The 20991-nt window shown below is 64.0% G+C and carries 19 protein-coding genes; 9 read left to right on the forward strand and 10 right to left on the reverse strand.

Translation table 11 applies throughout. The features are described from left to right. The 6 genes from AC1DUR_RS23965 to AC1DUR_RS23990 form a co-directional block, all read right to left on the reverse strand. The coding region (locus AC1DUR_RS23965; protein ID WP_477722249.1) for a branched-chain amino acid ABC transporter permease at window positions 1-683 on the reverse strand (683 nt) is incomplete at its 3' end. Between the two features lie 19 nt (window positions 684-702). Continuing rightward, window positions 703-1872: an ABC transporter substrate-binding protein gene (locus tag AC1DUR_RS23970; protein ID WP_477722250.1), complete on the reverse strand. Its 1170-nt coding sequence runs from the start codon at window positions 1870-1872 to the stop codon at window positions 703-705. 93 nt (window positions 1873-1965) lie between these two features. After that, the gene (locus AC1DUR_RS23975) at window positions 1966-2793 is read right to left on the reverse strand and encodes an alpha/beta fold hydrolase (RefSeq protein ID WP_477717811.1); all 828 of its coding nucleotides are present in this window, start codon (window positions 2791-2793) and stop codon (window positions 1966-1968) included. Then, on the reverse strand, window positions 2790-4370 hold the full coding sequence (locus tag AC1DUR_RS23980) for a benzoate-CoA ligase family protein (protein ID WP_477717810.1): 1581 nt from the start codon (window positions 4368-4370) through the stop codon (window positions 2790-2792). The genes AC1DUR_RS23975 and AC1DUR_RS23980 overlap by 4 nt, the downstream gene beginning before the upstream one ends. Window positions 4371-4420: 50 nt before the next feature. Further along, window positions 4421-5977, reverse strand: coding sequence for a 3,4-dehydroadipyl-CoA semialdehyde dehydrogenase (locus tag AC1DUR_RS23985; protein WP_477717809.1), 1557 nt, complete (start codon window positions 5975-5977; stop codon window positions 4421-4423). A gap of 356 nt (window positions 5978-6333) precedes the next feature. Next, a complete protein-coding gene (locus tag AC1DUR_RS23990; protein WP_477717808.1) occupies window positions 6334-6798 on the reverse strand; it encodes a DUF4863 family protein in 465 nt (154 codons plus the stop codon). A 93-nt stretch (window positions 6799-6891) separates the two neighbouring features. On the opposite strand from AC1DUR_RS23990, the gene AC1DUR_RS23995 reads away from it, so the two are divergent. The 9 genes from AC1DUR_RS23995 (at window position 6892) to AC1DUR_RS24035 (ending at window position 17382) form a co-directional block, all read left to right on the forward strand. Then, a complete protein-coding gene (locus AC1DUR_RS23995; RefSeq protein ID WP_477717807.1) occupies window positions 6892-7890 on the forward strand; it encodes a helix-turn-helix transcriptional regulator in 999 nt (332 codons plus the stop codon). Window positions 7891-7978: 88 nt separating this feature from the next. After that, complete coding sequence (gene boxC / locus AC1DUR_RS24000) at window positions 7979-9637, forward strand: 2,3-epoxybenzoyl-CoA dihydrolase (protein ID WP_477717806.1); 1659 nt, start codon at window positions 7979-7981, stop codon at window positions 9635-9637. A gap of 89 nt (window positions 9638-9726) precedes the next feature. Continuing rightward, window positions 9727-11154, forward strand: a complete 1428-nt coding sequence (boxB, locus tag AC1DUR_RS24005) for a benzoyl-CoA 2,3-epoxidase subunit BoxB (protein ID WP_011482564.1) — start codon at window positions 9727-9729, stop codon at window positions 11152-11154. A 79-nt stretch (window positions 11155-11233) separates the two neighbouring features. Continuing rightward, a complete protein-coding gene (gene boxA, locus AC1DUR_RS24010) occupies window positions 11234-12514 on the forward strand; it encodes a benzoyl-CoA 2,3-epoxidase subunit BoxA (RefSeq protein WP_477717805.1) in 1281 nt (426 codons plus the stop codon). A gap of 88 nt (window positions 12515-12602) precedes the next feature. Then, complete coding sequence (locus tag AC1DUR_RS24015; protein ID WP_477717804.1) at window positions 12603-13388, forward strand: enoyl-CoA hydratase-related protein; 786 nt, start codon at window positions 12603-12605, stop codon at window positions 13386-13388. Continuing rightward, on the forward strand, window positions 13385-14902 hold the full coding sequence (locus tag AC1DUR_RS24020) for a 3-hydroxyacyl-CoA dehydrogenase (protein ID WP_477717803.1): 1518 nt from the start codon (window positions 13385-13387) through the stop codon (window positions 14900-14902). The genes AC1DUR_RS24015 and AC1DUR_RS24020 overlap by 4 nt, the downstream gene beginning before the upstream one ends. Continuing rightward, entirely contained in the window at window positions 14899-15699 is an 801-nt protein-coding gene (locus tag AC1DUR_RS24025; RefSeq protein ID WP_477717802.1) for an enoyl-CoA hydratase/isomerase family protein, read from the forward strand. Before AC1DUR_RS24020 ends, AC1DUR_RS24025 begins: the two co-directional genes overlap by 4 nt. Window positions 15700-15854: 155 nt before the next feature. Continuing rightward, window positions 15855-16592 carry a Mut7-C RNAse domain-containing protein gene (locus AC1DUR_RS24030; protein WP_477717999.1) on the forward strand — a complete coding sequence of 246 codons (738 nt, stop codon included), beginning with the start codon at window positions 15855-15857 and terminating at the stop codon, window positions 16590-16592. Between the two features lie 130 nt (window positions 16593-16722). Further along, entirely contained in the window at window positions 16723-17382 is a 660-nt protein-coding gene (locus AC1DUR_RS24035; protein WP_477717801.1) for a DUF1345 domain-containing protein, read from the forward strand. Window positions 17383-17419: 37 nt separating this feature from the next. Here the strand turns inward: AC1DUR_RS24035 and AC1DUR_RS24040 are convergent, their stop codons facing one another. The 4 genes from AC1DUR_RS24040 to AC1DUR_RS24055 form a co-directional block, all read right to left on the reverse strand. Then, window positions 17420-17584: a hypothetical protein gene (locus tag AC1DUR_RS24040; protein ID WP_477717800.1), complete on the reverse strand. Its 165-nt coding sequence runs from the start codon at window positions 17582-17584 to the stop codon at window positions 17420-17422. Beyond that, window positions 17581-18561, reverse strand: coding sequence for a DMT family transporter (locus AC1DUR_RS24045; protein WP_477717799.1), 981 nt, complete (start codon window positions 18559-18561; stop codon window positions 17581-17583). Before AC1DUR_RS24045 ends, AC1DUR_RS24040 begins: the two co-directional genes overlap by 4 nt. Beyond that, complete coding sequence (locus AC1DUR_RS24050) at window positions 18558-19082, reverse strand: methylated-DNA--[protein]-cysteine S-methyltransferase (RefSeq protein WP_477717798.1); 525 nt, start codon at window positions 19080-19082, stop codon at window positions 18558-18560. Before AC1DUR_RS24050 ends, AC1DUR_RS24045 begins: the two co-directional genes overlap by 4 nt. Before the next feature lie 316 nt (window positions 19083-19398). Continuing rightward, window positions 19399-20913: a DNA-3-methyladenine glycosylase 2 family protein gene (locus AC1DUR_RS24055; RefSeq protein ID WP_477717797.1), complete on the reverse strand. Its 1515-nt coding sequence runs from the start codon at window positions 20911-20913 to the stop codon at window positions 19399-19401. Window positions 20914-20991 lie beyond the last annotated feature (78 nt).

Raw genomic sequence — 20991 nt, forward strand, 5'->3', positions numbered from 1 at the left:
CACATGATGAGCACCTGCGAGCCCATGTTGGGGTAGACGCTGGCGATCGGTGCGGCGATCATGCCGGCGACCGCCGCCAGGCCGACGCCCAGGGCAAACACCAGGGCGTGGATGCGCTTGATGTTGATGCCCAGGGACTCGGCCATCTCGCGGTTGAAGGCGCCGGCGCGTATCTTCATGCCCAGCCGGGTCCGGGAGATCAGCCCATACAGACCCAGCGCCAGCGCGATGCAGACGCCGGACATGAAGAGGCGGTAGACCGGGTAGGACAAATTCTCGGTGAGGGGGATCGAGGCGCCGAGCAGGTCGGGAATGGTCACGCCGTGCACGTCGTCGCCCCAGAGGATGGAGCGCAGCTCTTCAAAGATGTAGATCAGCCCGAAGGTCAGCAGCACCTGGTCGAGGTGGTCGCGCTGATAGAAATGGCGAAACAGCAGCCATTCGAGCGCCAGGCCAAAAATGACCGCGAGCACGGCGCCCAGGAGGATGGCCAGGCTCAGGCTGCCCAGCTGGGCGCTGAGCGACCAGGCGAGATAAGCGCCCAGCATGTAAAAGCTGCCGTGCGCCAGGTTGACCACGCCCATGATGCCGAAGATCAGGGTCAGGCCGGCGGCCAGCATGAACAGCAGCAGGCCGTACTGCACGCTGTTGAGCAGCTGGATGAGGAAGTTGGCTAACGTCATGTCAATTCGTCATGCCACATCACAGGCGGCAACCGCGCGCAGGATCGGCCAGCGCCTTGGCGGCGACACTGACCATTTTGTTTTCCTTGTTCTCCACTTTGCGTAGGTAGATGTCCTGCACCGGGTTGTGCGCTTTTGACAGGGTGAACGTGCCACGCGGGCTGTCGATCTTTGCCTGCTCCATGCCCTTGATGAGCACCTCACGTTTGCTGAAGTCACCGCCAGCGGCTTTCAGTCCGGCAGCAAGCATTTGCGCCGCGTCGTAACCCTGGACCGCATACACATCGGGCTGCAGCTTGTAGGTCTTGGCGTAGCTGAGACGGAAGGAGCGGTCTTTCGGCGTGTCGAGGCCATCGGCATAGTGCAGTGTGGTGAGCAGGCCTGTAGCCGCGTCGCCCTGCGCATCCAGCGTGCCGTCGGTCAGAAAGCCCGCACCGTACAGAGGGATCTTGCCCTTGAGGCCGGCGGCGGCACAGTCCTTGACAAACTTGACGGCACCCGCACCCGCAAAAAACGTGTAGACGGCATCGGGTTTTGCCGCGGCGATTTCGGCCAGCAAGGCCTGGAATTCCACCGTCGGGAAAGGCACGTTCAGTTCCTTGATGACCTTGCCGCCTTTGGCCTCAAAGCCTTCCTTGAATCCCTTGACCGACTCCTCGCCGGCTGCATACTTCCAGGTGATGGTGACGGCGCTCTTGTGTTTGCGCTCGGCGGCCACCAGTCCCATGGCGTAGGCCGGTTGCCAGTTGGTGAACGAGGTGCGAAAGATGTTTGGCGCGCACAAAGGCCCCGTGATCATGTCGGCTCCGGCGTTGGGAATGATGAGCAGGGTCTTGGTGTCTTTCGCCACCTTGGCCATGCCCATGGCGACGCCGGAGTGCACGGTGCCGACCAGCACATCCACCTTGTCGCGCTGAACCAGCTTGTTGGCGTTTTCGATGCCCTTGGACGGCTCGGACTCGTCGTCGACCTTGAAGAACTCGATCTTCTTGCCGGCGAGCGCGCCACCCTGTTCCTGCACAAACAGCTTGAAGCCGTTTTCGATGGCCACGCCCAGCTGGGCAAAGGTGCCGGTATAGGGCAGCATCAGGCCGACCTTGATGCTGTCATTGCCTTGCGCCTGGGCGGCTGAGGCAGCGAGCAAAGCACAGGAAATGGTCAAGAGGGAAGAAGCCGAAAATTTTTTCACAGGAATGTCTCCGTTGGGCAAAGGGATGGGTCAGGGGCGAGTGAGGCGCGAGTGAGGGGTTACGCTGCAGAATCGGCAGCGGGCGCGTGTTGGTCAGTGGTGTTGGTCAATGAATTCCTTGACGGCGTGGATCAAGGCCGCAGGCTGGTCGCGATGAGGCGAGTGCCCGCATTGCGCGAGTTCGAGCAGCTGCGTTTGCGGGGGTGGGAGGCGGCGGGCAATGCCGTGGATATGTTCCAGCGTGCCGTATTCGTCATCCAGCCCTTGCACGGCAAGAATCGGGCAAGTGATGGACGGCAGCTCGGCCTCGATCGTCCAACTGAGAAAGCTGGGGTCCAGCCAGATGTCGTTCCAGCCCTGGAAGGCTGAATCAACATCCTCGTGGTAGCGCGTCAGTTTCTCTTTGAGGTCGGTGCTCCGATAGGCTTCGCGGGCCGTGCGAATGCTTGCCAGGCCATACTCTTCAACCATCAGGTGTGGCGCGACAACGACCAGGCCCGCCACCGAGTCTGGAAAGCGCGAGGCATACAGCAGAGCGATGGAGCCGCCATCGCTGTGGCCCAATAGCCAGGGTTTCTCCTTGACGTTCAGCGCTTCAAGCAAGGCGGGCAGCACCTCGTGTGCCTGTGCGTGCATGAAGTTGGCGCTCCAGCGCTCAGCGGCTGCGCGCGGCGTTGAGCGTCCATAGCCGGGGCGCGAGTACACCAGGCCGCGAACATTGGCTGCATCACACAGCGCCTGCGGAAAGTCCTTCCACATGGCGACCGATCCCAGCCCTTCGTGCAGGAATACGACCAGAGGGCGATCCTGCTTGCCGGCATTGAGCCATTGATGCTCGATACGCACCCGCCGGCCTGCCCAGTCGATGTCGACGAATGACGTGTCGTTCGTGGTTGTTTGAAGTGGCTGTGGGGCACTCATGCCTTGCGCTCCTGTTCCCGCAAGCGAAAGCGCTGGATTTTCCCGGTTGCCGTCTTCGGCAATTCATTCATGAATTCGATGAAGCGCGGATATTTATAGGGCGCGAGCCGCTCCTTCACGAAGGCCTGCAGCGTGGCCTCGTCGACCTGATGGCCCGGCTTGACAACGACAAAGGCCTTTGTCTTGGTCAAGCCTTTTTCATCTTTCTTGCCGATCACGGCGCACTCGAGTACAGCGGGGTGCTGCACCAGCGTGGCCTCGACCTCGAACGGCGACACGTAAATGCCGCTGACCTTGAGCATGTCGTCGCTGCGGCCCGAGTAGGTGTAGGTGCCGTCGGCGTTGCGGACGTATTTGTCGCCGCTTTTGGTCCACGCACCCTGAAAGGTATCGCGCGATTTTTCGCGGTTGCCCCAGTACATGAGTGCCGAGCTTGGGCCGTGGATGTAGAGGTCGCCGGTTTCGCCATCCGGCACCGGGCGGCCGTCGTCGTCGCGCAGTTCGACTTCATATCCCGGAACGGGCCAGCCCGTGGTGCCATAGCGCACCTGTCCCGGGCGGTTGGACAGGAAGATATGCAGCATTTCGGTTGAACCCAGGCCGTCGATGATCTCGACCCCGAAGTGGGCCGTGAACCGCTCGCCCAGTTCGCTGGGCAAGGCTTCGCCGGCCGAGGAGACCAGGCGCAGCGCAATGTCTTCTTTAGCCGGCAGGGCAGGCGAGGCCAGCATGCCGGCAAAACCGGTGGGCGCACCGAAGAATACGGTTGGACGCAGGCCGCCCACCTCGCCGCGCCAGCGTTTGAACGTGGCCTCCGGCGTCGGCCGCTCGGCCATCAGGATTGTGGTGGCGCCCACGCTCAAGGGAAAACTCAGTGCATTGCCCAGGCCATAGGCAAAGAAAAGTTTGGCCGCCGAGAAGCAGACATCCTGCTCGGTGAGGCCCAGCACCGGCGTGCCATAGAGCTCGGCGGTCCAATAGGGGTTGCCGTGGCTGTGCAGCGTGCCTTTGGGCCTGCCGGTGGAGCCGGAGGAATAAAGCCAGAAGCCGGGATCGTCCGGGCTGGTGCCCGCCGGCTCGGCCAGTGGCGCGTGTTGTGCCATCAGGGTGTCGAGTGCCACGGCGCCTTCGGGCAAGGCCGCGTCAGGACGCGAGACGATCACGGTCCTGACCTCATGGCCACCCTGGGTCATGGCCGCCTGCAGCGTGGGCAGCAAGGCCCCGGACACGATGGCCGCCTGAGCCCGGCTGTGTTGCAGCATATAGGCGTAGTCGTCGGCGGTGAGCAGTGTGTTGACGGCCACCGGCACGATGCCGGCATACATGGCGCCCAGAAAACTCACCGGCCAGTCGCTGCAGTCATGCATCAGCAGCAGCACGCGCTCCTCGCGGCGCACGCCCGAGGCCAGCAGTGCTGCCGCCACGCGGCGAATGCGCTCCGCCAGATCGCCATAGCTCAGGCTGCCCTGGTTGTCAATGTAGGCTGGTTTGGTGGGTCGGACGAGGTTGCGCCCGATCAGGTGCTGGGCAAAGTTGAAGCGCGCGCCGGGCGGCGCGACGGGGAGGGTGGGGGTCAAGTCTGTCTCCTTGATTTTTGCAGGGCAGTCGTCTGGCGGCGCTTAAAAGGCTAGAAGGCGGTGAGCACGGCGGTGCTGGCTTGCACCGCGCTGCGGCGGTGGTAGAAGCTCAGTGCACGCACGCCACCGAGTTCCTCACCGCCGCCCGCGCGCCCGGGCCCGCCGTGCAGCGACTGCGGCATCACATTGCCATGGCCGGTGTGCAGTTGCGCCACATCGGGCGAGAGCACATGCACGCGGCCGTGGCTGTCGGCCAGCTCCAGCGCGGTGGCGGCGAGCGCGGCCGGGTCGCTGCCGTAGAGCGAGGCCACCAGTGAGCCCTGGCCCCGGCGCACCAGGGTCAACGCATGGGACATGTCGTTGGCGGCATGGCGATAAGGCATCAGGGTGGCCACCGGGCCAAAAACTTCGGTGTCGTGGATGCGGTCGGCAGCATCGGCATCGCGGGCGCCCAGCAGCGTGGGCCCGACGCAGCAAGCCACGGCGGGGTCGGCATCCACCAGCGCGTGCGTTTTGCCATCGTGCAGCAACTCAGCCTGCGTCTGCAGGTGGGCCAGGCCCTCGCGGACGCCGGCAAGCTGCGCGCGGTTGACCAGCGCACCCATGCGAACGGTTTCGTTGCGCGGGTTGCCCACAACGGTTTTGGACAGGCGCGCGGCGATCGCCTCGGCCACCGGGCCATACAAGTCCTCGGGGACGAAGACGCGGCGAATAGCGGTGCATTTCTGGCCTGATTTGACCGTCATCTCGCGCACCACTTCCTTGACCAGCAAATCGAAGGCGGCGCTGCCGGCGGCTTCACCGGGTAGCAGCAGGGCCGAGTTGATGCTGTCCGCTTCGATGTTGACGCGCACCGAGCGTTGCGTCACGGCGGGATGCGAGCGGATCACGGCCGCTGTTTCTGCCGATCCGGTGAACGACACGACGTCAAAAGGTTGCAGCGCGTCCATCAGGCCTGCAGAGCTGCCGCACACGACCGACAGTGCGCCGGCCGGGAAGATGCCGGCTTCGACCACGTCCTGCACCATGCGCTGGGTGAGCCATGCCGTGGTGGTGGCGGGCTTGACGATCACCGGCACGCCGGACAGCAGTGCGGGCGCCGCCTTTTCCCACAGTCCCCAGCTCGGAAAGTTGAAGGCGTTGATGAACAGGGCGATGCCCCGCGTGGGGGTCAGTACATGTTGCGACTGGAACAGGTCTTCCTTGCCCAGCCGTGTCATCTCGCCGTCGAGCAGGAAGCGGCGGTCGCCCAGTGAGTCCCCGAGTTTTGCGTAGGTGCCGAGCGTGAAGATGCCGCCGTCGATGTCCACCGCCGAGTCGTTCTTGACGGTGCCGCTGTTGGCGGTGGCGATGTCATAGTAGGCATCGCGGTTCGCCTGCAGCACCTTAACGGCGGCGGCCAGCATCGCGGCGCGCTCGCGGTAGGTCAGGCGCTGCAGCGCTGCGCGGCCCTGCTCGCGTGCAAACGCAAAGCCTGCCGCGAGATCAAGCCCGGTGGCGTCCACGCGGACCAGCTCGGTGCCCAGGGTGGGGTCGAACAGGGGCGTGCCGGCGCCGCTACCGGCCTGCCAGCGGCCCCCGAGGAAGTTGGAAATCAGTTCAGTCATGCAATTCTTTCGTGAGGAGTAATCGTGACGCCGCCGGGCCGCCCAAAGGGAAATTAGCCCCCAAGGGGCTGGAGCCTGCGGCTCCGAACCTGCCTGCGCAGGTTTGGACAGGCGACAGAGGCGAAGCATCTGGCGAGCCGCGGCCTGCAAGGCCTCGCGCAGCACACGAAGTGGCAAGCGTGGGGGCCAAAGTGCGCCGCGCCGGGCCGCCCCAAGCAAGCACAGCCCCCTCGGGGGGCAGCGCAGCACACGAAGTGGCAAGCGTGGGGGCCGTGACGCCGCCGGGCCGCTCCCAAGGCGGCACAGCCCCCTCGGGGGGCAGCGCAGCACACGAAGTGGCAAGCGTGGGGGCCATATCAGCGGGTGAATTCGATGCGGCCTTCGGGCAGCAGGTAAAGCACGAGCGCGCGGCCGCTGGATACGGTGGGCCTGTGTGCGCTGCCCGGTGGGTAGACCAGCCAGCCGGCCGGATGGCTATCAAACTGCGCATCGCCTTCGATGGGCATGATCAGGTCGATCTCGCCATTTGGGTGGCTGTGGTGTGGCCCGGCAATGTCTTTCATGTCGACCACGTCGACCGAGAAACCGTGCAGGTCAGCGGCGGGTTTGAAGATACGGCCGTAGCGGATGCCACCGCCTTCGCGGTCACACAGCCAGCCCTCCGCGACCCCGGTTTCGCAGGCCTGTTTCAGGCGGTCATAGGTGATACTACCGGGGCCGTGCTCGGCATTCAGCCACGCTTGCAGGCTGGCATCGAGAGGGCGCCCAGCCAGTTGAATGGTGAGTTCTGCAATATGTTCGTGAAAGTGTGTGGGTGACACGTGTATCTCCAGGGTTGCGTGGTTGCGCTGCGCTTGCGTTCAGGTGTAATATGAATTATTGTGCAGGACGAACAATAAATCTTCGAAAATCCCATGTCAAGCAATATATTGCATCAATCAGGGTTAACACTTAGCGATGTGACCACTGACTTTGAACCGGCGAAGGCCGAGGCCGGGCTGGTGGATGGCGCGACGGCGCCGGGTAAAAACCCGTTTCTGGTGGCGCTGGGGCAGCGGGTGGCGGCCTTGCGCGCGCGCCGCGGGCTCACGCGCAAGGCGGTGGCCATCGCCGCGGATGTGTCTGAGCGCCACCTGGCCAACCTGGAATATGGTCTGGGTAACGCCTCGATACTGGTCCTGCTGCAGGTGGCCGGTGCGCTTCAGTGTTCCTTGGCCGAAATTATTGGCGACCGCACCACCACCTCGCCCGAGTGGTTGATGATCCGCGAGCTTCTCGAGCAGCGTGATGACGCGACGCTCAGGCGCGTGCGCATCGTGATCGGGGAAATGCTGGGAACCGGTGGCGGCAATGTCATACGCAGTCCGCGTATTGCATTGATTGGGCTGCGTGGCGCCGGCAAGTCCTCGCTGGGGCAGCTGTTGGCCGACGACCTGGGTTTCCCGTTTGTTGAACTGAGCCGGGAAATTGAAAAATTCGCGGGCTGCAGCGTGTCGGAGATCCAGGCGCTTTACGGCATGAACGCCTACCGCCGCTATGAGCGGCGCGCCCTGGAGGAATCCATCCAGATCTATCCGGAGGCGGTGATTGCCACGCCGGGCGGGCTGGTGTCTGATCCTGCGACGTTTAACCTTTTATTGAGCCATTGCACGACGGTCTGGCTGCAGGCCACGCCCGAGGACCACATGCGGCGGGTGATGGAGCAGGGGGACCTGCGCCCCATGGCCAACAGCAAGGAGGCGATGGAAGACCTGAAAGACATCCTTGCCGGTCGGGCACCTTTTTATTCCAAGGCGGAGTTCACCGTGAACACCAGCGCGCAGCCCCTGTTGCCGACTTCTGCTGCGCTGCGCGAACTGGTCCGCAATGCCCTGGAACTCCCGCTGGATGAAAAAATCAAAAAACATGCATAAAAGTGCTTGACGTCTTTCTGTTATAGGCATTATTATTCGTGTATGAATTCTGGTTCGTGCACTATTTTGCTTATTTTGAGGAGATGAAGTGAACATTGACACTCGCGTTGACTACCAAACCAACCCCGGTCGCTATAAACACTGGGCACTGAAGTTTGAAGGGCCCGTCGCCACGCTGACGGCTGACTTTGACGAAAACGCAGGCCTGCGACCTGGCTACAAGCTCAAGCTCAACAGCTACGACCTTGGCGTTGATATTGAGCTCAATGATGCGATTAACCGCATTCGCTTCGAGCATCCGGAAGTCCGCACGGTGGTGGTGACCAGTGCCAAGGAGAAGGTCTTCTGCTCGGGCGCCAACATCTTCATGCTGGGTGTCAGCAGCCATTCCTGGAAGGTGAATTTCTGCAAATTCACCAATGAAACCCGCAACGGCCTGGAAGACTCCTCCAAATACAGTGGCCTGAAGTTCCTCGCCGCCGTCAATGGCGCATGTGCCGGTGGTGGTTATGAATTGGCGCTGGCCTGCGATGAAATCATCCTGGTGGATGACCGCTCCAGCGCGGTGAGCCTGCCCGAGGTGCCGCTGCTGGGCGTGCTGCCCGGCACCGGCGGCCTGACACGCGTCACCGACAAGAAGCATGTGCGCCACGACCTGGCCGATCTGTTCTGCACCAGCGTCGAAGGCGTGCGCGGCCAGAAGGCCAAAGACTGGCGCCTGGTGGACGACATCGCCAAGCCGCAGGTCTTTGCCCAGAAAGTCCGGGAGCGGGCGCTTGAATTGGCCGCCACGAGCGACCGGCCGGCCGATGGCAAGGGTGTCATGCTGCCGCCGGTTGAGTGCGTGATCGAAGCAGACGCACTGCGCTACCCGAACGTCGTGGTCGAAATTGACCGCACCAAGCGCACCGCCACCTGGACCGTCAAGGGCCCCACCGGCGCCCAGCCCACCGACCTGGCCGGCATCGAAGCCGCTGGTGCTGCCTGGTACCCCTTGCAGATGGCGCGCGAACTGGAAGACGCCATCCTGCAAATGCGCACCAACGAGCTGGACATTGGCACCTGGCTCATCAAGACCCAGGGCGATGCGGCTGCGGTGCTGGCGATGGACGCCACCTTGCTGGCCCATCAAAACCACTGGCTGGTGCGTGAAACGATTGGTTTGCTGCGCCGCACGTTCAGCCGGCTGGATGTGTCGTCGCGCAGCCTGTTTGCACTGATCGAGCCAGGCTCCTGCTTTGCCGGTACCTTTCTTGAATTGGCTTTGGCCTGCGACCGCAGCTACCACCTGGCGCTGCCGGATGACGAGGCTGGCGCACCGAAGATCACCGTGAGCGAGACCAACTTCAGCCTGTACCCGATGGTCACAGAGCAGAGCCGCCTGGGCCGCCGTTTCTACAACGAACAACCTGCGCTGGACGCGGTACGCGCCAGCATGGGCCAGGCGCTCGATGCCGACGCTGCGTTCGCCCTCGGCCTGGTCACCTCAAACCCTGACGACATCGACTGGGCCGACGAAGTACGTATTGCCGTTGAAGAGCGCGTGGCGATGTCGCCCGATGCCCTCACCGGCATGGAGGCCAACCTGCGCTTCAACGGACCTGAAAACATGTTCACCCGTGTCTTCGGGCGGCTCACCGCCTGGCAGAACTGGATTTTCCAGCGCCCCAACGCCGTCGGCGAAAAGGGTGCCCTGAAGGTCTATGGCAAAGGCGACAAGGCCCAGTTCGACTGGAACCGCGTCTAGACAAAAGCTCTCGTTGTGCGGTGCGAGTCCGGGTGGCGCACCGCAACCGAATCCATCCCCCGAATCAGCCTTGTTTTTTGGAGACCACGATGTCCAGCATTAACTACAGCGAAAAGATTCCCAACAACGTCAACCTGAGCGAAGACCGCACGCTGCAGCGTGCGCTCGAACAGTGGCAGCCCAATTTCATCAACTGGTGGGACGACATTGGGCCCGAAGGCTCGACCAACTCGGACGTCTACCTGCGGACTGCCGTGAGCGTGGACCCGCAAGGCTGGGCCCAGTTTGGCCATGTGAAGATGCGCGACTACCGCTGGGGTATTTTCCTCAACCCGGGCGAAACCGACCGTACCATCCACTTTGGCGATCACAAGGGCGAGAAAGCCTGGCAGGACATTCCTGGTGAATACCGTGCCAACCTGCGCCGCATCATCGTCACGCAGGGCGACACCGAGCCGGCGTCTGTCGAGCAGCAGCGCCACCTCGGCCTGACCGCCCCCAGCATGTATGACCTGCGCAACCTCTACCAGATCAACGTCGAGGAAGGCCGCCACCTGTGGGCCATGGTCTATTTGCTGCACAAGCATTTTGGCCGCGATGGCCGCGATGAAGCCGAAGGCCTGCTGGAGCGCCGCAGCGGGGACGCGAACAATCCGCGCATCCTGGGTGCCTTCAACGAAGCCACGCCGGACTGGCTGAGTTTCTTCATGTTCACCTATTTCACCGACCGCGACGGCAAGTTCCAGCTGTGCGCGCTGGCGGAAAGCGCTTTTGATCCGCTGGCCCGCACGACCAAGTTCATGCTGACCGAAGAAGCGCACCACATGTTCGTGGGCGAAAGCGGCATTTCCCGCGTCATCCAGCGCACCTCGCAGAAGATGAACGAACTCAAGACCGACGACGTGGCCAAGCTGCGCGCCGCCGGCGTGATCGACCTGCCGACCATCCAGCGCTACATCAACTTCCATTACAGCGTCACGATTGACCTGTTCGGTGCCGATGAGTCCAGCAATGCCGCCACTTTCTACAGCACCGGCCTGAAAGGCCGCTACGAAGAAGGCAAGCGCGTGGATGACCATGCGCTCAAGGGCCAGACCTACAAGGTGCTCGAAGCACGCAATGGCGAACTGGTTGAAAAAGAAGTGCCGATGCTCAACGCGCTCAATGAAGTGCTGCGCGACGACTACATCAAGGACTCGGTGGCCGGTGTCGAGCGCTGGAACAAGGTGCTTGAAAAAGCGGGGATTTCCGTCAAACTCAGGGTGCCGCACAAGGCTTTTCACCGCAACATCGGCGCGCTGGCAGGCGTCAAGGTGTCGCCGGATGGCCGCGTGGTGTCCGAAGCCGAATGGAATGCCTCGGTGGGCCAATGGTTGCCCAGCAACGAAGACCGCGCTTACGTCGCCAGCCTGATGGGCCGCGTGGTCGAACCAGGCAAGTTTGCCAACTGGATTGCACCGCCTGTCATGGGCATCAATCGCCAGCCGGTGGACTTCGATTACGTCCGTTTTAACTGATCTCCCCCAGCAAGGAAGATCATGCAGGGGGCACTTGGCGCCTCCTGCATGCCAATCAAGCCGATGACCGGGAACCGCCATGGATATGACCGAAATACACGTTATCAAGCAGCACCTGATTGATCCCGAAATCTGCATCCGCTGCAACACCTGCGAAGCCATCTGCCCGGTTCAGGCCATCACGCACGATTCACGCAACTACGTGGTCGATGCTGAAAAATGCAATCTCTGCATGGCCTGCATATCCCCGTGCCCGACCGGCTCGATTGACAACTGGCGCACCATGCCGCGCATCAAGGCCTATAGCCTCACCGAGCAACTGGGCTGGGACGAGTTGCCCCCGGAACTCACCCCGGAAGAACTTGCGGCTGAGGGCGTGGCCCCCGGTGCGATGCCCGAGATCGAACCGGTGGCGCCCTCGCTGCCGGCTGCGGTCACTGGCGAAACGGCCTTCAACAGTGCGCAGTACGGCGCCACGTTGCCGCCCTGGTCGGCGGCGCACGGCTACACCAACCTGTACGGCGCCAAGGCGGCCGAAAAATTCATCACGGCCGCGGTCGTTGGCAATGTGCGCGTCACCGAAGTGGGCAAGGAATACGACACGCACCACATCGTGCTCGACTTCGGCGGCATGCCCTTCCCGGTGCTTGAAGGCCAGTCGATCGGAATTTTGCCGCCGGGCAGCGACGAAGCGGGCAAACCGCACTATGCCAGGCAGTATTCGATTGCGAGCCCGCGCAATGGCGAGCGGCCCGGTTACAACAATGTGTCACTTACCATCAAGCGCGTGCTGCAAGACCACCAAGGCAACGCGGTGCGCGGTGTCGGGTCGAACTACATGTGTGACCTGCAGATCGGCGACAAGGTGCAGGTGATCGGCCCGTTCGGCACCAGCTTCCTGATGCCGAACCACCCGCGGTCGAACATCGTGATGATTTGCACCGGCACGGGCAGCGCACCCATGCGCGCCATGACCGAATGGCGTCGCCGGCTGCGTCAATCGGGCAAGTTTGAGGGGGGCAAGCTGATGCTGTTCTTTGGCGCACGCACCAAGGAAGAGTTGCCGTATTTTGGTCCGCTGCAGACCCTGCCCAAGGATTTCATCGACATCAACTTCGCTTTTTCGCGCACGCTGGAGCAACCCAAGCGCTACGTGCAGGATGCGATGCGCGAGCGGGCTGCCGACCTGGGCGCCTTGCTCAAAGACCCGAACACCTACTTCTATGTGTGCGGACTCAAGAGCATGGAAGAGGGCGTGGTGCTGGCCTTGCGCGATGTGGCGCAGCAGGCTGGCCTGTCGTGGGAAACGGTGGGTGCGGCCCTGAAACAGGAAGGCCGGCTCCATCTTGAAACCTACTGAGCCTTAGGTTTTCCTTCCACTTTTTCACTCACTTTTTTCCTGCCGGCAGGAAGGCTCAGCGCTTTTCTGATGCCGGCCGAGTCATGCCATGAAAAATCTGACCCTCTCATCCCGCGCCCCCGGCGTGGCTCAAGTCACCATGTCCCGCCCGGCAGTGTTCAATGCCTTCGACGAGGCGATGATCACCGAACTGGAAACGGCCTTCACCCAGCTTGCTGCTGATCCGGCCGTGCGCGTGATCGTGCTGGCGGGCGAGGGCCGGCATTTCAGCGCCGGTGCCGATCTGCAATGGATGCAGCGCGCCAGCACTGCCTCCCGCGAATGGAACCTGGACGATGCGCGCCGCTTTGCCGGCATGCTGGCGTGCATTGAGTCTTGTCCCAAGCCCACCGTGGCGCGGGTGCAGGGCGCGGCGCTGGGCGGCGGTGTGGGCCTGGTCTGTGCCTGCGACCTGGCGATTGCGGCAGACAACGCCAGCTTCGCGGTCAGCGAGGCCAGGTTCGGCATCCTGCCCGCGGTGATCGGCCCCTATGTGGTCAACGCGGTGGGCAAGCGCCAGGCCAGGCGCCTGGCGCTGACGACCACGCGCATTGCTGCCGCCGAGGCGCTGACCATCGGGCTGGTGCAGCAGGTGGTTGGGCTGGACGCGCTCGACGCGGCGCTGAATGCCGCCATTGCCGAACTGCTGACCGGCGGGCCAGGCGCACAGCGTGAAATCAAGCAGCTGTTTGCCCAGCTTGAAGTCGGGCCGATCACGCATGAGGTGCGCGAGTTGACCGCACAAACCATCAGCCGCGTGCGGGGTACCGACGAGGCCCGCGAAGGCTTTGCGGCCTTTCTGGGCAAGCGGCCACCGAACTGGATGGCGCAATGACAACGAACAGGCTCATCGAGGCGCCTCTGCTGGTGGTCGGCGCCGGTGTCATGGGGGTCGGCATTGCGCAGGTCGCCGCACAGGCTGGCCATGCCGTGATGCTTTACGACACCCGCGAAGGCGCGGCTGCCGAAGCGAAGACCAAGCTGGCCAAGAGCCTTGATGCGCTGGTGGAAAAGGGCAAGCTGACGGCGCAAGGCGTGTCGCAGACGCTGTCGCGCATCGAAGCCATAGCCACGCTGGAAGCGGCCGCACCGGCGCGGCTGGTGGTGGAAGCCATTGTCGAAAAGCTCGACGTCAAACGTGGGCTGTTCCAGCAGCTCGAAGCCATCGTGGCCGCCGATTGCGTACTGGCCACCAACACCTCGTCGATTTCGGTCACGGCCATTGCCAATGGCCTGCAACATCCGGCACGCCTGGTCGGTATGCACTTCTTCAATCCGGTGCCGCAGATGCGGCTGGTCGAGGTGGTCTCGGGCCTGCAGACCGACCCGGCGGTGGCTGCGCTCATTTTTGACCTGGCCGGCGTCTGGGGCAAGGTGGCTGTGCATGCGCGCTCGACGCCGGGCTTCATCGTCAACCGTATTGCCCGGCCTTTTTACGCCGAAACCCTGGCACTGCTGCAGGAGCAGGCTGCCACGCCCGCGGTGCTCGATGCCTGTCTGCGTGCCGTCGGGTTTCGCATGGGCCCCTGTGCATTGATGGACCTGATTGGCCACGACACCAATTTTGCGGTGACCAGTTCGGTCTACGAGGCCAATTTCTACGACAAGCGTTTTGCGCCGTCGCTGGTACAGCGTGAGCTCGTCGACGGTGGTTTGCTGGGGCGCAAGTCGGGCCGCGGCTTTTACGACTACACCGCGGGTACCGTACAACCGGCGAGCGCCGATTTCGCACCGTTGCCTCTACCGGTCGCACCAGTCGCGCAATCGTTGTGCGTGCAGGGATCCGGACCGGTGGCCGAGCGACTGGTTGCGGCGCTGGCGCAGGCCGGCCGCGCTTTTTCGCGCGATGAAAGCAGCGACTGGATCGGGCTGGCGGTAGATAGTGCCCAACTGCGGCTGACCGACGGCAGGCCGGCCTCGCAGCTGGGCGCTGAAGTGGCCGTGTTTGACCTGCCTGTGTCCAGCGAGACCGGCATCGCACTGGCCTGGGCGCCTTCTTCGCGTGCCTCCGCGGGGTGGTGCGCCGCCGCCGCCACCTGGCTGCAGGCGCTGGGCTTCGGCCCGCAGCGCATCGCCGATGTCCCGGGCCTTGTGGTGGCCCGCACCCTCGCGATGCTGGTCAATGAAGCGGCCGACGCGGTGCTGCACGGGGTGTGCACGCCGGAGGGCGCCGACGCCGCCATGAAGCTGGGGGTTAATTATCCGGCCGGGCCTTTTGAGTGGCTGGCGCAATGGGAAGCCCGCAACGTCATGGGCTGTCTGGACGCACTGGACGCACATTACCGTGGCGAGCGCTACCGCGTCAGCCCCTGGTTGCGCCAGCGGGCCTGGCAGGAGGGCGTGCAATGAGCCGCAGGATCGACATCGCGCCCCATCTGCATGCGGAGATCGGCGACAACGGCGTGGCCGAATTGGTGTTGGGCCCGGAGGGCGGCATGCCCACCACCGACGCCCAGGGTCATGCCGCGCTGGGCACCGTCTGGGCGCAGCTGGCGGCCGAGCCCGGCGTGCGCTGCATTCTGGTGCGCAGCGTCGGCAAGGGCTTTTGCGCGGGCGGCACGCTCGACCTCGTGCAGGACATGCTGGGCAGCGAAGCCGCACGCCTGCGCGTGATGCGGGAGGGCCGCGCCATCGTGCAGGGCATGATCGATTGCGATGTGCCCATTGTCACGGCCATCAACGGCGCGGCGGTAGGCGCGGGTGCGGCGGTGGCCTTGCTGGCCGATGTGTCCATCGCGGGCCACAAAGCCAAAATCATCGACGGCCATACCAAACTCGGCGTGGCCGCCGGCGATCATGCCGCCCTCATCTGGCCCTTGCTGTGCGGCATGGCCCGTGCCAAGTACCACCTGCTGATGTGTTCCACGCTCGACGGCATCGAGGCCGAGCGCATCGGCCTGGTCAGCCTGGCGGTGCCCGACGACCAGTTGCTGGACAAGGCGCGCGAGGTGGCCCGCACGCTGGCCGCCGGCAGCCCCACGGCATTGGCTTTCACCAAGCGCAGCCTGAACCACTGGTTGCGCGCGGCCTGGCCCGCCTTCGAGCATTCCCTGGCGCTGGAGATGCTGGGCTTTGCCGGCGCCGACGCGCGTGAGGGCTTCGCGGCACTGAACGAAAAACGTGCGCCGCACTTTTCCCCGGGCTGATTCGGCGTGAAATTCGCCGGGTTCCAGGCGGGGCAGATTCGTCACGCCGCGCCTGGGATTCCCGCCACGGCATGACTGGCGAGCCGCCACGGTCCGGACTAAACTGACGGATCGGCCGGCCCGTCGGCGCTCACACTAGTCCTGATGTCCAGATGATGGTCATGGCGAGCTTTCGCTTCTACGAGGAGCTCAATGAGTTTCTCGCGCCGCAGCGGCGCGGGCGCGAGTTTGCCTGCCCCTGCGCGCGGGCGGCGACCACCAAGCACATGATCGAAGCGCTGGGGGTGCCGCACACCGAGGTCGAACTGGTGCTGGTCAACGGCGAGTCGGTCGGCTTCGACCGCCAGCTGCGCGAGGGCGATCGTGTGTCCGTGTACCCGAAGTTCGAGGCGCTCGATGTCACGCCGCTGCTGCGCGTGCGTGGGCAGGCTTTGCGCGTGACGCGCTTCGTCGCCGATGCGCATCTGGGCGGACTGGCTCACATGCTGCGCATGGCCGGCTTCGATACCCTGTACGACAACCATTTTCGCGATGAAGAGATCGAACGCATCGCCGCCGAACAGGGGCGGATCGTCCTGACGCGGGATCGCGACCTGCTCAAGCGCCGCACCATCACCCATGGCTGCTACGTGCACGCACTGCGAACGGAGCTGCAGTTGCGCGAAATCTTCGAGCGGCTCGACCTGGCGCGCAGTGCACGGCCGTTCACGCTGTGCCTGCATTGCAATGCACCCCTGCATGCGATCGAGAAGACGCGGGTCGTGACCCTGCTGCCGCCGCAAGTGCGCGAGCACTACGAGCGCTTCAGCGCCTGCGATGTATGTCATCGCGTGTTCTGGGAGGGTTCGCACTGGCGGCGCATGCGTTCGATGCTGGATGGCTTGTTGTCATGAAAATGGCAACAAACCTTTTTACGTGGCCAGCCGAAGGTGCCCAGCCTGCTGTCGTGTCGCGTGAGCCCGTCGTTGCAGGCACGAACGCTCAGGCCCCACCTTAGGTCCCACCTTAGGCACAATTGGCAGCATGCGCAAACACCTTTCTGAAACCACCGGCCCGCAGCGCCTGGGTTATGGCTTGCTGGTTGGCTTGATCACCGCGGCGCTGCCTGTTCCTACGGGGTGGCAGTTTCGCGGGCTGTTGGGCTGGTGTGTGGGTGTTGCCGTCTATTTGCTGCTCGCCTGGTGGCTGTGTGTGCGCTTTGACGCCCAGAGCACGCGTGAGCGCGCCCAGGCGCAGGACGAGCCGAATGTGGTGCTGTTCCTGCTGATGCTGCTGGCCACCCTGGCCTGCGTGGCGGCCATCATCGCTATGATGCAGCAGAGCCGGGGTCTGTCCGGCCTGCAGCGCTCACTGCATATTGCGCTGTCCATGGGGGCGCTGGCGGCCTCCTGGCTTTTCATTCAGACCATGTTCGCGTTCCACTACGCACACCGTTACTACCAGGCGGAACAGCGCCAGCAGCCGGACCGCGCGGGCCTGAAGTTCCCCGGTGGCCTGGATCCGGACTATTTCGACTTTCTCTACTACGCGCACGTCGTCGGCATGACCTCGCAGGTGTCTGACGTGCAGGTGACGTCGCGCGACATGCGCCGCCTCACGCTGCTGCACAGTGTGCTGTCGTTTGGCTTCAACATGCTGATTCTCGCGCTCAGCATCAATGTGGTGGCCAGCGCCCTGCAGTAGACGCCGTCAACGAAAGGCCTGCGAAGAACGCGTGTCTTTATTCCTCGTGCAGCCGCTTTTTCAGGGCCATTTTTTCATCGCGCCGAATGGCGGCCCGCGACTTGCGGTGGACGCCCGCCTTGCGCCGCGCAGCCGGCGCCACCAGCGGGTTTCTCGGCCTGGCAGTCTTCAGCTTCAGTTTGGTTTTTCGCGCGGAGCTCATGGCTTGGGTTGTTGCGCTCGCTGCAGCTTCAACAGCCCGGTCGACAGCGCCGTGCCGCACACAATCACGGCGGCGCACAGCATCATCCAGGATGTCACCGCTTCGCCGAGAAAGAGCACGCCGTAGAGCACCGCAAAGACCGGCACCACAAATGTCACCGACAGCGCACGCTGCGGTCCGGCGTTCTCGATCAACCGAAAAAACAGGATGTAGGCCAGCCCGGTGCACAGCACGCCGACGGCCAGCAGCGCCAGCCAGGCCGAGGTGCCCGGCATGCGCGCGGGCCACAGCCAGAGCGCTGGCAGGGCCAGCCCCAGCGTGGCGCCGATCTGGCTGCCTGCAGCGGTGACCAGCGGCGGCAGGCCGGACAGGTAGCGCTTGGTGTAGCTGGCCGAGACGCCATAGCACACACAGGCCAGCAGGCAGGCCAGCACGGCCCAGCCGGGCGCCACGCCCGAGGCGTCGGGCTTGAAGGTGGCCTTGTCCCAGGCCAGCATGGCCACGCCGGCAAAGCCGACGACCAGACCCAGCACGCGCGAGACGTTGGGTTTGTCCTTGAGCCAGAGCCAGGCGACCAGCGCGCCGAACATCGGCACGGTGGCGTTCAGGATGGCCGAGAGCCCGGTGGTGATGGACAGCAGGGCAAACGAGAAACACGCAAACGGAATGCCGGAGTTGAGCAGGCCAATGAAGAAGGTCCGCTTCCAGTTTTTCTTCAGTTCCGGCAGCAGGCCGCGCAGCCACACCATGGGCAGCAGGAAGAGGGCGGCAATCGCCACGCGCACGGCGGCGGTCGGCAGCGGGCCGAATTCCACCGTGCTGATGCGCATGAAGAGAAAGGACGAACCCCAGATGGCCGCGAGCAGCACAAAGTCGGTCAGCCAGCTTTTGGGGGCAGCCAGGGTCGCGGGTGATGCCGCGGATGGTGCCGCGGGTGGTGCCGCGGGTGGTGCCAGCCCGGTGGTCGATGAGGTCAAATCAGGGTCTCCTTCATGTGCGCACCCTCAAGCCTGAGCAGTGCTGTTTTTTTGTCGAGCCCGCCCGCATAGCCGGTGAGCGAGCCGTCGGCGCCCAGCACGCGGTGGCAGGGCACGATGACGCTGACCGGGTTGCGCCCGATCGCCGCGCCCACGGCGCGCACGGCCGCCGGTTTGCCGATGCGGCTGCTGAGCTCGCCATAGCTGGTGGTGCCGCCCTGCGGTATGGCCAGCAGGGCCTGCCACACCGTTTGCTGAAAGGGCGTGCCGTAGTCCAGGTCCAGCGGTAGGTCAAACGCCGTGCGCGTTCCGGCGAAGTACTCGGTGAGCTGCGCAATGGCCTGTTTCAGCACGGGGTGGTTGGCGTCTTCGGGCCACACATACGGCTCCGCCAGCTGTGACGGCAGGTGGCGTTGGCCGGCAAACCAGGTGCCGGCCAGGCCCTTGTCCGTTGCGGCGATGATCATTTTGCCCAGTGGGCTTTGGAACGTGGTCTGAACGATGGAGCGGTCAAATTTCATCTTGTTCACCTTTGAATGGTTTCGAGTGTCGAATTTCGAGGGTTTACCTGTCATGCAGGCGTATTCAGAAAAGGTCAGAAAAAGGCTGGCTCGAAAGGCTGGCTCGATCATTCGCCGGTCATGGTCGCCCGAAGGCGCTTTCCCGTCCAATGAAATCGAGAGGGCGTATTCATTCCCTAAGCGCATGAATCTCCTTAGAGCCGCTAACAAAACCCTCCTGGCGTCGTTGTGCCGCCTTGCCGTGCTACAGCACTGTCTGCGGCGGCACGCCTAGCCAGGAACGCTTCGCTGGGTTTTGTTAGCGACTCTTAGCCCGTCAACCGGGCCGCTCCAGCGTGCCGCTCCATGCGCGGATCACGGCATAGCTGCGCCAGGGCTTCCACGCATGCGAGGCCAGCTCGGCTTCCCGGGCCGGATTTTTCAGTCCCTGCACGCCCATTGCCTTGTGCAGCGCCACATCGCCCGCCGGAAACGCATCGGGCCAGCGCAGCGCGCGCATGGCGATGTACTGCGCCGTCCAGTCGCCAATGCCGGGCAGGGCCTTCAGCGTCTCCAGCGTGGCATGCACATCGGCGCCGCTGTGCAGCTGCAGGCGTTTGTCGGCCACTGCTTGCGCAATGCCCATAATCGCGGCCTGGCGCTGCCTGACTATGCCAAGCTGACCCAGCGCATCGCCGCTGGCGGCGGCCAGCACGGCAGGCGCCGGGAACAGCCGGGTCAGCTGCGGCCAGGGGGTTTGCACCGGCTCGCCAAAGCGGTCGACCATGCGCTGCGCCAGCGTGCGCGCCGCGGCCACGGTGATCTGCTGGCCCAGCACGGCGCGCACGGCCAGCTCATAGCCATCGAGCGCACCGGGCACGCGCAGGCCATCGCCCTGGGGAAAACCGGCATGCAGCACGCTGTTGATGGCCGCAGGGTCGGCGTCGAGGTCAAACGTGGCGCGCACCCGGCGAATCAGCAGCGGCAGCACCTCGCGCAGCGAGTCGCTGACGTTGAGCACCAGCCGGGAACGGGCCTCATCAAAGGCCGCCAGCAACCAGCCGGCATGTACCTTGCCGCCAGACTCCACGCGAAATGTCCTGCCTATCGAGGGGTGTTGCGCATCGGCAGCCACGAATTCAATAGCGCTGATGGTGCGTTTGCTAAAAAATCCGAGCATGGCCGCCACGTCGTAAGGGGGCCGGTAGCCCAGCCGGATGGTGATGCCCGGCGCGGTGCCATGGGTCTGGCCGGCATCGCTCACCCCCTGGCGCCGCAGCTGCGTGGGGTTGAGCTTGTAGTGCTCGACAAAGGCGGCATTGAAGCGCCGCACGCTGGCATAGCCGCTGATCAGCGCAACCTGCGTGATGGGCAGGCTGGTATCGGCCAGCAACTGCTTGGCGGTGTGCAGCCGGCGCGTCTGCAGGTACTGCATGGGCGAGACGCCAAACTGCGCCTCGAAAATCCGCCGCACATGGCGGTCGCTCACGCCCAGCCGCGCGGCCAGTTTTTCGACCGAGGGGGCTTCATCGGACAGATCAGGTTCGTCCAGCAGGCGGGCTGCCTGGTGGGCCAGGATGTAGGAGGCGTCCTGGATGGACCACACCACCGAGTGCGGCGCCAGCTCGGGCCGGCAGCGCAGGCAGGGGCGAAAGCCGGCGCTCTCGGCCTGTGCCGCATGGCTGAAAAACCGGCAGTTTTCGCGCTTGGGTGTTTTGACGCTGCAGACCGGCCGGCAGTAGATGCCGGTGGATGTAACACCGGTAAAAAAACTGCCGTCAAAGCGTGCGTCCCGCGCCTTCAGGGCGAGGTAGCAGTCGTTGTCGGCGAGGGGGGGCTGGGCGCTGGTCATGGGTGCATGTTACGCCGGGCGCAGCTTTTGACTAGCCGTTTTCGGACATATCCCTGAAGCCCACCGGGGCCCGTCCCG

The organism is Polaromonas sp. P4_F4, from assembly GCF_056401355.1.